The sequence below is a fragment of the Ruegeria sp. CDSB029 genome, from assembly GCF_059611125.1.
In genome coordinates this window covers 124,800-139,105 of sequence record NZ_JBXWOX010000004.1, presented here as the reverse complement: position 1 = coordinate 139,105, position 14,306 = coordinate 124,800, and the positions used below count along the sequence as shown (strand labels likewise).

Genomic DNA, 14,306 nt, shown 5'->3' with positions numbered 1-14,306 from the left:
TCACGGCACTGGAAAAGGCGGGGTTTTGCCGATACAGGTGCGTCAACAAAGGACGCCGGTATGCTGAAAACCCGTATCATTCCCTGTCTGGATGTCGCTGATGGCCGTGTTGTCAAAGGTGTCAATTTCGTTGGCCTGCGTGACGCGGGCAATCCAGTAGAGTCGGCCAAAGCCTATGACGCAGCAGGCGCGGATGAGATCTGTTTTCTGGACATTCACGCCACCCACGAAAACCGCGGCACCATGTTCGATGTGGTTCAGCGCACAGCTGAACAGTGTTTTGTTCCGCTGACCGTCGGTGGAGGCGTTCGTACCAAAGACGACGTTCGGGCGCTGCTGTTGGCTGGTGCCGACAAGGTCAGCTTCAACTCGGCCGCTGTCGCCAACCCCGATGTCATCGCCGAAGCTGCGGATCAATTCGGTAGCCAGTGTATTGTCTGCGCCATCGACGCCAAAACCGTCAGCCCGGGCAAATGGGAGATTTTCACCCATGGGGGTCGCAAACCGACCGGCATCGACGCAGTTGAGTTCGCCAAAACCGTTGTCGCCAAAGGGGCCGGCGAAATTCTGTTGACCTCGATGGACCGCGACGGCACTAAAGCCGGGTTCAATCTGCCCCTGACCCGCGCGATCTCAGACGCGGTTGACGTGCCGGTGATTGCCTCGGGCGGCGTAGGAAACCTGGATCATCTGGTCGAAGGTGTGACAGAGGGCGGGGCCAGTGCCGTACTGGCGGCCTCCATCTTCCACTTTGGCGAATACACCATCCGCGAGGCCAAGGAACACATGGCTGCGGCTGGCATCCCCATGAGGCTGACATGAACATCCTGCACGATCTGGCCGCGACGATTGAGGCCCGCAAGGGGGCCGAGCCGGACTCCAGCTGGACCGCAAAGCTACTGGCTAAGGGGCCTGAGAAATGTGCCGAGAAATTCGGGGAAGAGGCTGTTGAGGCCATCATCGAAGCCGTCAAGGGTGACAAAGATAGGCTGACCGCTGAGGCTGCGGATGTCCTCTATCACCTGCTGGTCATGCTGGCCGCGCGGGACGTGGCGCTGGATGACGTATTGACCGAGTTGGCCCGCCGCCAAGGCACGAGCGGCATCACCGAAAAGGCATCGCGCCCAAAGACCTAAGCGCGGGTTCCGTCCTGCCGCCCTGCCCTGTATACTCAGGGATCAGTGTGGGACCGACCGAGGAACGCAGGAATGACCAAGGCTCTGGCCAGTGTAATGGCTTTGCTTTCGCTTGTGATGATTACCGCGTGTTCGGCACCGCCGCGCTCGACAGGTGATGAAGTTCAACGACTGGTAACGGAAATCCGCAGCCTTGGTCCCGACATCGACCCCGAAGAAGCCGACCGCGCAGCCCGCATCGCCTATTCCTATACCGCGCAGCTGGTTCAGGAGTACGAAATCACCGACCCTCCGCTGATCCACAATGCCAAGGTCAACAAGGGTCTACGCCCGCGTGGGCTGTGCTGGCATTGGGCCGAGGATATCGAACGTCGGCTGAAGCAAGAGAACTTCCAGACCTTGGAATTGCACCGTGCGATAGCAAATGCGGACAACCAGTTCAGAATCGACCACAGCACGGCCATCATCAGCCGCAAGGGTGAGACGATGTATGACGGCGTGGTGCTGGACCCATGGCGGTACGGCGGTGTTCTGTTCTGGTCGCCCTTGGTGGAAGACACCAAGTATGAATGGGTGCCGCGCAGCGTTGTTCTGGAAAAGCGCCGCCAGGAACAATACGGGGACTTGCTGCCCTATGTCGGCGGCTAGCATTCACAACCGGGAAGAAATCACTCCGGTCGCGAATCCACCCATGCGCAGCTCACCAAACAGACGCTGATATTCGATCTTCGGGCAACGATTCATTACAACGTCAATGCCCCGCGCCTGTGCTTTGGCGGCGGCTTCGGGATGTTCAACGCCGATCTGCATCCAGATCGTGCGCAGGTCGGGAAAAGAAGACAAGGCTTCGTCGACTATTGGCGGAACGGCCTCGGACCGGCGAAAGATGTCAACCATATCCACCGGCTGAGTAATGTCAGACAGTGACGCGCGGACGGTCTGGCCAAAAAGAAACTTCCCGGCATGGCCCGGGTTCACCGGGATCACTGTGTATCCCTTAAGTGAAAGATACCGGGCGACATAATAGCTGGGCCGCACCGGGTTCATCGAAACGCCCACCACGGCAATCACCTTGGTTCGACGCAGGATGTCTTTCAGGAATGGTTCTGTGTAATTCGCCATGCGGCCACCCTAGACTTGGCGCAGCAAAGAAAAAAGCGCTCAGGTCAAACCTGAGCGCCAGTTGTTGGAACGAGGGACAGTGAAATGACCCGCGGCAGTTCCGTTCCGCGGTCACTGTGACATTTAGGCATAAGTTCAGAGAAAAAAAGAGGGGCGTCGCATTTTTGTGATGACAGGCCGAAGAAAGCGGAAATTCGCCTAGTCTTGATACAGCACCACAGGCCAGTTTTTCTCGGCCATGTGAATGTATTCTGCACGATCTCCGCGCCAGAGCTGCTCAATCTCAGGCGAGTGGGTCAGATACAGCCGGCCTTCCACCATGTCCCAAAGCATCGGATCGGTGCTTTTTAATATACCTTGCGCCATAGCATAGGCGCAGTAGCCCCCGAACTGAGGGGAAAAGGCGCGGGGATTGCTTTCAAACAGATCGCGATTCTCGGCCGAGGCGAAATGCCATTCAGCCCCTTTCCAGATCACAGAATACTCTGGCAAACCCCGTACCGGCGTTTCCTCAAGAAAATATGAGACAGGGTCGTAGCCGGCCATGACGGCACCGTCCGCCTCATAGAAGACGGGCATGTCCTGTGCATGAGCGGCAGGAAGAAGGGCAACGGCGGCTATCGCGCGAAGTATGAAACGTTTGATTGGCATCACATGCTCAGGATTACAAATTCAGGGTATCAAAATGCAATCTTTTGTCGCGCGAAACACCCCTGTTAACGCGGTTGTGAACACCCGTGTCGCTTTATCCCGCGTCAGTCAAAGATATCCTCAACCACATCCCAGGCCTCATCAATGACGCGCGCAAAGATCCCCTTTTTCTTCTTTTTCTTTTTGGACTTGTATGCGGTGGCGGTTTTGTAGCTGTCGCGCTTTGGCTTGTCATTGCTCAGCTTGCGCTTGGGAACCATCTTGAGGTCATGCAAAGGGGCACCGCAGCTAGAGCAGCTGAGTTCGTGGCGTTGCTTCCCCTTCAGAACCAACGCAGCGCGCGTTCCGCAATAACAGCAGGTGGCGATTTTGGTCGGGCTGGTAATGGCTCTCTCCTGTCTATCAATGCCTTGAAGCATATAAGGCAATTGCGGCAGCATTTGAGACGTTCAGAGAACCAAACCCACCGGATGCGTCGATTTTCACCAGTTGATTGACAGTTTCCTTGGTCTTTTGCCGCAGACCCGGCCCTTCGGCCCCCAGAACCAGCGCAACAGGTTGATCCAGTTTGCCGCCCAGCGCGGTTTCGATGGTGTCCTCCGCCTCGCCATCTAGGCCCAACACCAAGAACCCCATATTCTGCAATTCAACGATCGCATCCGCCAGATTGCGCACACGCAGATAGGGCTGACGCTCCAAAGCTCCACTAGCGGTTTTAGCCAGCGCGCCCGTCTCTGGGGCCGAGTGGTGCCGCGTACCGATCACGGCACTGGCCCCAAGCACTTCGGCCGAGCGGAGAATCGCCCCAACATTGTGCGGGTCGGTGACGCGGTCCAACAGAATGACCCTGGGATGTTCACGCCCAATGCAGTTTTCGGCCAGCCCGCCCCAATCCAGCGGCTTGACTTCAAGCGCGGCCCCCTGATGAACCGAACCCGGATCAATAGGAGCGGTAAATCTCCGCGGATCGACCATTTCGGCCTCGATCCCTGCAAATTCAATCGCTTCTGCCAGTTTATCCTGGGCATTCCGCGTCACAACAAGGCGGAGTTTCTGTCTGTTGGGGTTCATCAAAGCATCCCGAACGGCATGCAAACCGAACAGCCATACGGTTTCAGACGCCGCAGCTTTGCGCGCCTGTTCCTTTTCAACGACCCACTTGGGTTTCTTCATTTCTTGGGCCTCCGGGCCGGGAATTCGGTTTCCTGCGTCAAAGCCAAATTTTCCTGTTGACGCTTCTTCAAGGCGCTAGTAATCACGCCTCCACGTCAGGTGCAACGCCTGACAGTGGGCGACAGGCCGCAAGGTGTGGCAGGGGACTGTAACTCCCTCGCGGAGACGCACGCCTGGTTCGATTCCAGGGTCGCCCACCACTTTCCAATCACATACAGATCCCTCGATCCAAGTATTTTCGTTTGCACTGGCCTTCGATTGCGAGGCTCTGTTGCAAATTGTTGACATCGGCGGGGCGCTGCGCGACGGATCGGCGGTCTTGCCACTGGAAGTGCAAATCGCCTCCGGTTAATCTGATCGCAAACAACGAACAACAGGATACCCTGCGAAGTCAGGGCTTTGCCGATCAATCCGATGTGGAGAGCAAATGCTACAGGCAATACGTGAAGCGCAAGAAATTGGCATTCCGTTCGATGATGTTTTTCCCCATCAATACGCAATCAGATCGGACAATGTGGCAGCACCCGAAGGTTGGAATACAGCTGAGTTTGCCCCGTTCAAAATTCATCACAGTCCTCGGCTAAACATATCGCAACCCGATTGCACCGACGCCAGCCTACAGCTGTTGATTCTTGGGATCGCGGTCGACACCGGAACGGTGATAGAGGACGATACACAGGTCGATCTTGGTGCCAGTCCGACATGGCGCGATCTAGAAGACTGGCTTGAAAATCTGGCAGGGCGCTTTGTCATATTCAGCAAGCTCGGGCGCGAACATAGGCTATATTTCGATCCCACACTGGAATTGTCCTGTTTCTATGACCCCAAGACGGGCCTCATAGGCTCATCACCTTTCATGGCGCTGGACCGGCCCATCGCACCCGGACGCTATATCCGGGCCGAGGATGTCATGTCGGGGGCAACTAACTTTTCTTTAGGCTTCACTGCAGACCGCGACCTTCGGCTGGCCCGACCAAATCATTCGCTGACCCTCCACCGGTATCAGCAATATCGCCATTGGCCCCGATCGGACGGGCCATTTATTGCGGATGCGGACATTGACGCCGTTGCATCTGATATTGTGACACGTCTCGGGGCTACGGTCGGCGCGCTTGCGCGATCTTTCCGGTCCGCCATTCCGATTACAGGTGGGTATGACAGCCGGGCACTGGTCGCGTCAGCCAAGGACCACCTTGGACATGTCAGTGCGTTTTATACGCACCGGATTAACTATCTGTCATCGCTGGATTGTCTGCTTGCCCAGAAAATTGGACAGAAGCTTGGTTTTGAGCCCGAACGGATTGATGGCATGAAGCTGGCTGAAGAACACGGCCCGTCGGATGAACTGAGCCTCGAGGAAAAGCTGTTCGGGCTTCGTACGGGCGGACATACGTCGACTATGGGGTATCGTGAACTGGCGGCACACGAATTCCTGCCTGATGCCGAGATTTCGATGCGTGGAAATGTCATGGACATGAACCGTGCAAATCAGTGGAAAGGGCAGGATGCGTTTCGATTTCCACATCTGGTGCGGCGCCTGCGCTTAAGGGCGCCTGAAGGCATTCCACCCGCTGTCTATTGGCAACGTGAGGTGATGACTTGGCTTGACACACTGCCACCGGAAACGCACCGCTACGCGTTTGACCTATCATTTCTTGAGAACATCCTTCCAAACACAATGGGTGCCGGGCTGAACGGGATGCCGCGTCACTTTACGCTCAATCCGTTCAATGACAGATATCTGATCTCGCGCAGTATGGGCATTACTCCTGCCCTGCGCCGGAACGGAGAGCTAAACGCGGCGATCCTGCGTCAGTCGGTGCCCGAACTGGCCGAGCTTCCTTACAACCAAGAAATCAAGCGCGACCCCGAGGCGCGCCGCGCCGCCGAAGTCCTGTTTGCAGATTAAGCGACGCCTAGTTGGGCAGGCATGGCCATTCGCTAACCACCTGCCCGCCTTGGATGGCAAGCATGGTGCCGAACTGATTCAGTACAGCCTCGCTTTGAGCAGGGCGCAGCAGTGCGATGTCGCCCGGCGATACGTCTGCCGAACGCGGGCCGGTCCACACTTCCTGATTGCTTGAACGCCCGAAGACCGTTGAGTAGCCAAACGATGCTGGGAAAACCGGCTGGGAAAGGAAGTGGCCGCCAAAGATCGCAATATCCGTTTTTTGTCGCGGCAAGAACTCAAGTCCCGGCAATGCGTTTCCCGGCATTACTTTCAGAACTGGTGTCGCAATGAACGCGGCTGGGTCAAACGCCTGCGTCGTGGCGTGGTCAAAATCGCCGGGCTTTACCAGGACCGAGCCGAATGCCACCTCATTCGCAGAACCCTCGGCAAGGTAGGATTGAAAGGTCAGGCTGCCGCCTGTGTTCAGACACAACCCATCCTCGTCACGCGGCAAAGCGGCGATGGCTGTGTTGAACGCATCTGCACTGGCCCGAACCGCTCGGTTGCGCAGAATGCCGGGCAGTTTCGCCAAATGCGCCTCGTACCCCATGACCCCGGCAAGCTGCCCGTATGGGTGCGCCATTATTTGTTGGGCAAGTTCTGGGACATTCTGAGAATTTAGCCCGCCACGGTGCAGGCCGATATCCAGTTCCAAAGACAAACGCAGTGATGTCTGGCGATCTGAAGCCAACGCCAAATATTCCCCAAGCCGAGCTGGTGTGTCGATCAACCATTGAACGCGCCTTGCCGCGTCGTGATTGGTGGTCAGAAGCCTTGCAGCCGTACTGACAGGCAGGGGCTTCCCGATCAGATGGTCCGTATCGGGCTCGGCCGTCAAAAGCGCCTGCAACATCGGTTCGGAAAACGTCATCAGGCCAGAGGTCGAGATGCGCTCGCGAATGAAATCCAACAAAGGAAGGCAGGGCAGAGACTTGGCGACCAGCCTGCGGGCCAGCCCAGCGTCAGCAGCCCTTTTCGCGACAACACAATTGGCGTCCAACAAGTCTAAGTCCACTACGACGACGGGCTTGTCGACCCCGTGTGATCGCAGAACATCTGACAGGGCTTTCAGGGCTGCTGCATTCATGGTCGAAACAACCGAGCAAGCGCGGGGGTCAAAAACTTACCCTGTGGATCGAGCCGTTCGCGCAGCGCACAAAACCGATCAAAATCCGGATACATTGCGGACAGGTCTTTGTAAGCCAAATTGTGCATCTTACCCCAATGAGGGCGGCCCCCTGCTTCGACAAATAGCGGCTCAATGGCTTCGAAATACCGTTTATGATCCTCGGCTGCGTCGGCGTGAATAGCGATGGAAATGCGCGGCCCACCCTGGAACGGAGACAGACAGGCCGTGTCGCCAGCAGTCTGGCGCACTTCGATCGGAAAGTAGATGTCCTTGTGGTCGCGATGTAGGCGCGTCAGAACCTCTTGCAGAACATCCCCAGCCACATCTGGCGGCAGATGGTATTCCATTTCCTTGAAACGAATATGCCGGTCGCTACACAAAACCCGCCAGCTTTCGCCGATATAATCCTCGTCCGACTGCGCAAGCGTCAGTAGCTTGAGTATCGCACTGCGCAACCCTTCGCTGATCCGCCCCGCGCTGCGCGCAAGTTTCAGTACCTTTACAGCAATCATATCCAAATCGCGCGGTGCTTTGCTTTCGGCTGCATCCGTGATGGCGTGACGAAGTTCGACAGTCTTTCCGGTAAACGGGATGCAGAAGAATTCGAAATTCCGGTTCTCTGCCCATTTCTCGTGCATCGTGGCCAGACTTTCCTCGACCGAGGCAAGCTGAACCTGACGACGTAAGTTGTACTTTGGCACGACCGAAATCTGCGCTTCGGTCAGAACGCCTAGCATCCCCAAACTGACCTGTACCATCTCAAGCGGGATATCATCCGTGGTCAGAATATCGCCGCTTGCCCCGACCATTCGGGCCGCCGTGACTTCTGCCGCAAGGCACGGCAAGTCCCGCCCGGTCCCATGGGTCGCCGTCGACACCGCGCCGGCCAGTGATTGTGCGTTGATATCTCCAAGGTTACGGAACGCCAGCCCCCTGTCCGCCAGCGTCGGTGACAAATCTCGCAACCGCGCATTGGCGTTGACCCACACCCGATCCTGCCGGGCATCGCCAGGTGTTGATAGATCCAAATCAGACAAGTCCACGATCCGGTCACCACCGGCTACGATTGGCGTAAAGGAATGCCCCGCACCCAAGACCCGCAGGCTTTGGGGTCGCGCGATCTCATTTTGCAGTTCAGCAATCGACGTCGGGCGCGCTATTGGCGTATCCGTGCGCTGGTTTCCGGCCCAGTTGGTCCACATGCACTGTCTCCTCCGAGAGAAAGGATTGCAGCACATGCGACACGAAACAAGTCAGGAAAACAGAAGCTTACCCAACGGGAGCTTTGTCAGGCCGCGGCCTCACGTTGCGCAGTGACTCGGTCGAACCATGCGATGATGCTTTCAGAATCAGGTTCGATCTGTTCAGCAGCACCACCTGTGAACGCGTCGAATTTTTCCTTGTTCAGACCATTCACACCGACAAGGACGGGAACATCCTGCGCCAGTGCTTCGGCGATCACCGGGCGGAATCCGCGCCCGTCAGCCTCATGTTTTCCGAACTTGTTGATGATCAGCAATTGCGGCGCGTCGGCCAGCGTAGAGGTCACATATCCGACGGCCTGTTCCAGCGCGGCAGGATCCAGACGACAACCACGTGACTGCTCACCAAGGGATTGCGAGATACGGATCGTCTCACCCTCGGGCAGAACGCGAACATCCATGTCACATTTGCTGCTATCCGCGCATTCGGTGTTGGTTTGAACCACACCCGCAAGGCTCGCGCCTTTGGCGAGCAGGTGTTCGGCAACCGCACTTAACAGGCGGTCGGTTGCGCCGCGGTCGGTGGTAGTAACATAGGCCAGATGCATCCAAGGACCCCTTAGTACAGATTTGTAACGTTCCAGATAGCACGCAAGGTCCTGCGCGACCACTCTCTTGGATCACGGTAATGGCGATAATCCGATCACAGGCGCGTGCAAATGAAGCAATGCCATGAAGATCGCAATTGCAACCAGCCAGACCCAAGGGCGCGGCCACGGTTGTGGTACGCGCAGCGACAGGCGGGCCGTGTTGCGGGACAACCGGGTCCATTCCATACCCAAGTCGCGTTGTTTGCGGCGGTCGATCAGTGCCATGCCGAATGTCGAAAAGCCTGCAAAAAGCCCGAACAGGATCACGTGTGACAGGCTGCCATTGGCCAGCAGATGAGCCCCCGCCCACAGCATCAAAGCCGCAAGAACAGGGTGGCGCGTGGACCGCAGGATGCCCGGTTTTTCGGGATCGAATGTACGATGCCCCATCCCGCCAAATGAGAACCGGTTTTGGATCGATATGCCCGCGACAGCCAGCCAGCACACGATTGGCATCACCAAGAGTGGCGCCCAGCGAAAGATGACAAGCGGCGGGATGACCTCAACATATGGCGCTTGCGCTGCGGCGACGATCAGCCATGCCAGCACCAGAAGGGAAAGTGCGGAATATGCCGCAAAATAACCCTTGCACCCTAGTGTTTCGATCAGTCGACTGCGAACACCCGGCCTCACCGGGATGGCGTGGCTGAGAAGAAAGGTGATCAGTGCTGCAAGAAAGAAGGCCCAACTGGTCATAGTATTCTCCGAACGTGTTACGCGCGGTCTACGCCCCGAAGGCTGTCCGGTCTTTGTCCAAGATCAAACGCGGGGTAGAAGGGGCGGACGCGCCGCCCCTGCCCCATTTTACAGTCCCAACGCTTTGCGCCGTTCTTCGGCAAAACCCTGCACGATACGATCGGCAACAAGCGCTAGAATCGCCATAGCGGCACCGGCCGAGATGCCCAGACCCACATCCGCCTGACCTAGCGCCAGATAGATCGACTGTCCCAGACCGGTGGTCCCGATCAGCGCAGCGATCACCAGCATTGCAAAGGCATAAAGGATGGTCTGGTTCAGCCCCAGCAGGATCGTCGGCGCAGCATATGGCGCGCGCACATCCCGCATGATCTGCCACTCGGTCGCACCGCTTGAGATCGCGGCCTCCATCATCTCTTCCGGAGTGTTGACCAGCCCGTGACGCGTGTAGCGGATCATCGGAACGATGGCGTAAGCACAGATCGCCAGAAAGGCCGAGAACTCGCCAATCTGGAAAACCATCAGCACAGGGATCAGGAAGACGAACAGCGGGATTGTCTGCAGCATGTCGCAGATCGGACGAACGACCTTCCAGACCGGCAACCATACGGCGCTGGCTAGGCCGATCAAGCCACCTGCGATGGCGCAGGAAAACACCGCAGCACCGCTGAGGTAAAGCGACAGCAAGGCGCGCTCCCACAGGCCGGACACTAGGATGGTGCAAAGCAACCCAACGGAAAGCGCCGCCAGACGCCAGCCCCCCGCGACATAGCTGAGCGCAGCCGCCCCGGTCAGGACGAAGGGCCATGGAAGGTTTGAAATACCCGTTTCCAGCATTCCGATCAGGATCAGAACAACCAAACCGCCCGTCAGGTGACCACGCCATGCCATCAGTGCGGCGATGACCGCGCTGACGGCGAACAGGCCGAAGCTCATGCCAGCTGTCCACTGGAAACCCCATGTGAACGGCAGAACGGCCTGATCCAGACCGATCCGCAGTGGCAACAGGACATAGAACAATGAGTTGTTCTTGAGCGCATCCAGCCAAGGACCGTTCGCTTGCGTGAACGCAGTCAGGCCGCTATCGACAGCCTCGGCCATCGGGTCCAGCAAGGTCAGTTCGGACGGGTTCGGCAGCCATGCCCAGAAGGCGGCTGTGAACAGGGCTGAAAAGCCCAACACCGCCCAGATAACGCGTTGATCATAGCGCTTACGCTCTGTCGCCAGCGTGCCGCTCATCCGGTCGATCACCACGGCAAAGACCACGATGACGAGACCGGCCATCAGCGACTCACCGAACTGCGCCTTGCGCATGGTCAGAAGGACTTCCCAGCCGATGTCGTTGAACCCGCCGATAACGGCGGCGATGATGACCATCGAAAGGGCAGCCATCAGGCATTGGTTTACGCCCACCATGATCTGCGTCGCCGCTGCGGGGATTTCGACCTGAAACAACTGCTGAAACCGCGTGCCGCCGGACATGATGGCTGCCTCTTTGATCTCGGGCTCGACCCGTTCCAGACCCAGCATCACGTTGCGCGCCATTGGCGGGGCCGCATAGATGGCCGAAGCGATCAGCCCTACGACCGGACCAAAGCCGAACAACAGCAACAGCGGGGTCAAATAGGCAAATGTCGGAACCGTCTGCATTACGTCCAGCACCGCCTGAACAAAGGACCTGACGCGCGGCACTTCGTTGGCAAGGATGCCGATGGCACCGCCGACGACTAACGCGACGGGCACAGAAACGGCAACCAGCGCCAGCGTATTCATACTCTCGGCCCAGTAGCCTGAGGCCAGCACGAAACACAGCCCAAAGAAACCCAACGCCGCCATGGGCAATCCGCCCAGGAACCAGCCCAGTGCCGTTACCAGACCGATGAGGATGGGCCATGGTGTATTACCCAATACGAAATTGGCCCCGTTCATGGGATATGCCATCAAATCGGAAAACAACCGCATCGCTGGTTTGATGCCGTTCAGAAACCAGTCCAAAAACGCGCCAACCCACTCAGTCGCGGGCAATTCCCAAGCGGTGGGCCACTTGACCAACCAAGGCGCAAGACCCTCCAACGCAAGGCAAATCGCGCCGACAACGACTGTGATCAATGCCGCCTTCGCGCCAACCGTCAATTGGATCGCGTTGTTACTGGGGATGTCTGAAACGGTAGTCATGTCTCATCCACCTGAAGGGCGGCGGCAAGATCAGAAGGATGAACCGTGCCTACAATATTGCCGTTTTCATCGCGTACAGGAACAGGTTCATAAAGCTCCATGCAATGCGCCAACGCGGCGTCCAGGGTCATCGAAGTTGTCAGGCCAGGATCATCCGGGCCACGTTCTGATTCGTCCCGCATGACCGAGGCGACTTTGGCGTGCTGACCCTTGGCGACGTCTTTCGAAAATTCGCGCACGTAGTCATCTACGGGGCGCAATACGATATCCGTCGGCGTTCCGATCTGGACGATCTTACCGTCGCGCATGATAGCAATGCGGTCGGCCAGTTTCAGCGCCTCTTGGATATCATGAGTAATGAAGACGATGGATTTCTTCAGCGTCGCCTGAATGCGCAGGAATTCGTCCTGCAGCTGTCGGCGGATCAGCGGGTCGAGGGCCGAGAACGGCTCGTCCAGAAACCAGATGTCCGGGTTCACCGCCAAAGACCGTGCAATTCCCACGCGCTGACGCTGACCACCGGAAAGCTGACGCGGGTAGCTGTCCTCGCGGCCCTCCAGCCCGACCAAAGTGATGACCTCTTGCGCGCGAGCCATTCGTTCCTTTTTGCCGACGCCCGATACGCGCAGTGGATAGGCCACGTTGTCCGCAACGGTCATGTGTGGAAACAGGCCAAAATGCTGGAACACCATGCCCAACTTCTTGCGCCGCAATTCGGTCAGCGCTTTCTTCGACGCACCGATGACGTTTTCGCCGTCGACACGGATTTCGCCCCCCGTGCCCGGCAACAATTGCGAGATACAGCGGATCAGTGTGGACTTGCCCGACCCAGACAGGCCCATGATGACGAACAGCTCGCCCTCTTTGACTTCAAAATTTGCGTCCTGAACGGCCGGGATGAACCCGTGTTCGCGCAGATCGGCGGCGGCTTGGTCTGCATCATTCCCTGACCGAGACAGCGCGTCGGTCAGGGCTTTGTCTGCGCCTTGACCAAAAACCTGCCAGAGATTCTGGCAGGTAATGGCTGGCGTATTCGCGTCAGTCACTTATGCGAACTCACTGCGTTGCCGCGTCAACAACCGGACGCCATTTGTCTTCGTTCGCAGCCATCCATTCGGCGACAACTTCTTCGACTTTACCGCCGTCAACGTCGATCGCGCCCATCATCGGCTGCTGGTCCTCGACCGCCAATTGATAGTTGGACAGGATTTCATAGGCCGCGGGCCATTTTTCTTCCATCCCGTTCCAGCTGGCTTTGAAGATGCGCGAGGGCGAGAAATCGCAGTCGTTCACGGCGTTCGGGTTCGGTCCCCATGCCGGATCGTTAAAGCAGGCTTCTTCACCGGCAGGCAATTCAACGAACTGAACGTCATAGGCCGACATCGCCCAATGCGGCTGCCAGAAAGTGATCAGCAGCGGCGACTTGCGCTCGGTCGAGGCGCGCAATTCTGCGATCAGAGCACCTTCGGAACCGGCAGGCACAGCTTTGAACGGCAGCTCAAGACCGGTCATACGGTCGGCGCCGGGCGTACCCCAATCAGCAGGATAGTCGACCAGGCGACCACCGGGCAGAGTTTCAGCGGTTGCGAAAACCTGCGCGCAATCCTTCAGCGCTTCCCACGCCGGCAGACCGGGGCACAGATCGGCCACGTGCGCCGGATAAGCAATGCCTTCCTTGGCATCCAGACCCAGATCGCCGATCTCAACGACGGTTCCTTCGTCGATTTTCTTGGCGTATTCGTCCGAGACGTTGGACGACCAGATTTCCAGCGTCGCAGTGATGTCGCCATCCGCGATTGCCTGGAACTGATTCATCATACCAGCGGTCACATATTCGACGTTGTAACCCGCGGCTTTCAGCATCTCACCCGCCACTTGGGTCGTTACGTGCTGACCGGTCCATTCGTTGATCGCCAGTTTGATCGGCTCGTCCACGGCACCCATATCGGCGGCGTAAGCGGAACCGGCTACCATCATAGCCAACAGGCTGACACTAATTTTTTTCATCGACATTCTCCCTGTCTTTTTTTGTTTTTCGTCCACCTCAGCGCACAGGTGCGCGCCGGAAGGTTGGACGGACGACAATACCATGTCGCAACATGCACAATATTGGCCGCAAAAGGGAAGTGAACACTTTGAACAAAGGCGGAATTTTTCGCCTTGTACTAAGCGGCAAGTCCCCACTCGCTGCGTTGTACTGATCGCGCGCGTTTTTGCTTAACACAAATATCTGGCGCAGGTCTTTGATTGACGAGTCAATCACAAACCCGAATCCCCTGTTTTGTCGAGCATTTCTTTGCTCATGTTCGATTTTTCTGCATTTTTTTGATCTCAGACGCACCAAATGTCCAAAGCTTCACTCTCTTTGAGACCTTGCAACGAAGCGTTCAACAGGCAACTTTAACGGTGGAGGACATGATT

15 protein-coding genes and 1 tRNA gene are annotated in these 14,306 nt (G+C 57.4%); 5 read left to right on the top strand and 11 right to left on the bottom strand.

The window, feature by feature from the left end; genetic code table 11:
• The first annotated feature begins 60 nt into the window (after positions 1-60).
• From hisF to AC2FI8_RS06645, 3 genes are all read left to right on the top strand, one after another.
• A complete protein-coding gene (gene hisF / locus AC2FI8_RS06655; RefSeq protein ID WP_496778023.1) occupies positions 61-822 on the top strand; it encodes an imidazole glycerol phosphate synthase subunit HisF in 762 nt (253 codons plus the stop codon).
• Positions 819-1,136 carry a phosphoribosyl-ATP diphosphatase gene (locus AC2FI8_RS06650; RefSeq protein ID WP_496778021.1) on the top strand — a complete coding sequence of 106 codons (318 nt, stop codon included), beginning with the start codon at positions 819-821 and terminating at the stop codon, positions 1,134-1,136. The genes hisF and AC2FI8_RS06650 overlap by 4 nt, the downstream gene beginning before the upstream one ends.
• A 72-nt stretch (positions 1,137-1,208) precedes the next feature.
• Positions 1,209-1,784, top strand: a complete 576-nt coding sequence (locus tag AC2FI8_RS06645) for a hypothetical protein (RefSeq protein WP_496778016.1) — start codon at positions 1,209-1,211, stop codon at positions 1,782-1,784.
• A gap of 3 nt (positions 1,785-1,787) precedes the next feature.
• On the opposite strand, the gene AC2FI8_RS06640 is transcribed toward AC2FI8_RS06645, so the two are convergent.
• The 4 genes from AC2FI8_RS06640 to rlmB all read right to left on the bottom strand — a co-directional run bounded on the left by AC2FI8_RS06640 (position 1,788) and on the right by rlmB (position 4,082).
• Complete coding sequence (locus AC2FI8_RS06640) at positions 1,788-2,258, bottom strand: CoA-binding protein (RefSeq protein WP_496778012.1); 471 nt, start codon at positions 2,256-2,258, stop codon at positions 1,788-1,790.
• A gap of 198 nt (positions 2,259-2,456) precedes the next feature.
• On the bottom strand, positions 2,457-2,909 hold the full coding sequence (locus AC2FI8_RS06635) for a YHS domain-containing (seleno)protein (protein WP_496778010.1): 453 nt from the start codon (positions 2,907-2,909) through the stop codon (positions 2,457-2,459).
• A gap of 104 nt (positions 2,910-3,013) precedes the next feature.
• Positions 3,014-3,328 carry a hypothetical protein gene (locus AC2FI8_RS06630; protein WP_200833257.1) on the bottom strand — a complete coding sequence of 105 codons (315 nt, stop codon included), beginning with the start codon at positions 3,326-3,328 and terminating at the stop codon, positions 3,014-3,016.
• Positions 3,312-4,082 (bottom strand): 23S rRNA (guanosine(2251)-2'-O)-methyltransferase RlmB, encoded by a 771-nt coding sequence (gene rlmB / locus AC2FI8_RS06625; protein ID WP_496778008.1) that lies wholly within the window; start codon positions 4,080-4,082, stop codon positions 3,312-3,314. The genes AC2FI8_RS06630 and rlmB overlap by 17 nt, the downstream gene beginning before the upstream one ends.
• Positions 4,083-4,198: 116 nt before the next feature.
• Here rlmB and AC2FI8_RS06620 point away from each other — a divergent pair.
• Both AC2FI8_RS06620 and AC2FI8_RS06615 read left to right on the top strand, forming a co-directional pair.
• Positions 4,199-4,282, top strand: a tRNA-Tyr gene (locus AC2FI8_RS06620).
• A 227-nt stretch (positions 4,283-4,509) separates the two neighbouring features.
• Positions 4,510-5,991 (top strand): hypothetical protein, encoded by a 1,482-nt coding sequence (locus AC2FI8_RS06615; protein WP_496778005.1) that lies wholly within the window; start codon positions 4,510-4,512, stop codon positions 5,989-5,991.
• Between the two features lie 7 nt (positions 5,992-5,998).
• Here the strand turns inward: AC2FI8_RS06615 and AC2FI8_RS06610 are convergent, their stop codons facing one another.
• The 7 genes from AC2FI8_RS06610 to AC2FI8_RS06580 all read right to left on the bottom strand — a co-directional run bounded on the left by AC2FI8_RS06610 (position 5,999) and on the right by AC2FI8_RS06580 (position 13,892).
• Positions 5,999-7,120, bottom strand: a complete 1,122-nt coding sequence (locus tag AC2FI8_RS06610; RefSeq protein WP_496778004.1) for an alanine racemase — start codon at positions 7,118-7,120, stop codon at positions 5,999-6,001.
• Positions 7,117-8,364 carry a D-arabinono-1,4-lactone oxidase gene (locus AC2FI8_RS06605; protein ID WP_496778001.1) on the bottom strand — a complete coding sequence of 416 codons (1,248 nt, stop codon included), beginning with the start codon at positions 8,362-8,364 and terminating at the stop codon, positions 7,117-7,119. The genes AC2FI8_RS06610 and AC2FI8_RS06605 overlap by 4 nt, the downstream gene beginning before the upstream one ends.
• Positions 8,365-8,450: 86 nt before the next feature.
• On the bottom strand, positions 8,451-8,972 hold the full coding sequence (locus tag AC2FI8_RS06600) for a DUF2478 domain-containing protein (RefSeq protein WP_496767920.1): 522 nt from the start codon (positions 8,970-8,972) through the stop codon (positions 8,451-8,453).
• Between the two features lie 72 nt (positions 8,973-9,044).
• Positions 9,045-9,710, bottom strand: coding sequence for an NnrU family protein (locus tag AC2FI8_RS06595; protein ID WP_496777999.1), 666 nt, complete (start codon positions 9,708-9,710; stop codon positions 9,045-9,047).
• Positions 9,711-9,818: 108 nt separating this feature from the next.
• Complete coding sequence (locus AC2FI8_RS06590) at positions 9,819-11,885, bottom strand: ABC transporter permease (protein WP_496777996.1); 2,067 nt, start codon at positions 11,883-11,885, stop codon at positions 9,819-9,821.
• A complete protein-coding gene (locus AC2FI8_RS06585; RefSeq protein ID WP_496724332.1) occupies positions 11,882-12,931 on the bottom strand; it encodes a quaternary amine ABC transporter ATP-binding protein in 1,050 nt (349 codons plus the stop codon). Before AC2FI8_RS06585 ends, AC2FI8_RS06590 begins: the two co-directional genes overlap by 4 nt.
• Positions 12,932-12,941: 10 nt before the next feature.
• On the bottom strand, positions 12,942-13,892 hold the full coding sequence (locus tag AC2FI8_RS06580; RefSeq protein WP_496777994.1) for an ABC transporter substrate-binding protein: 951 nt from the start codon (positions 13,890-13,892) through the stop codon (positions 12,942-12,944).
• Positions 13,893-14,306 lie beyond the last annotated feature (414 nt).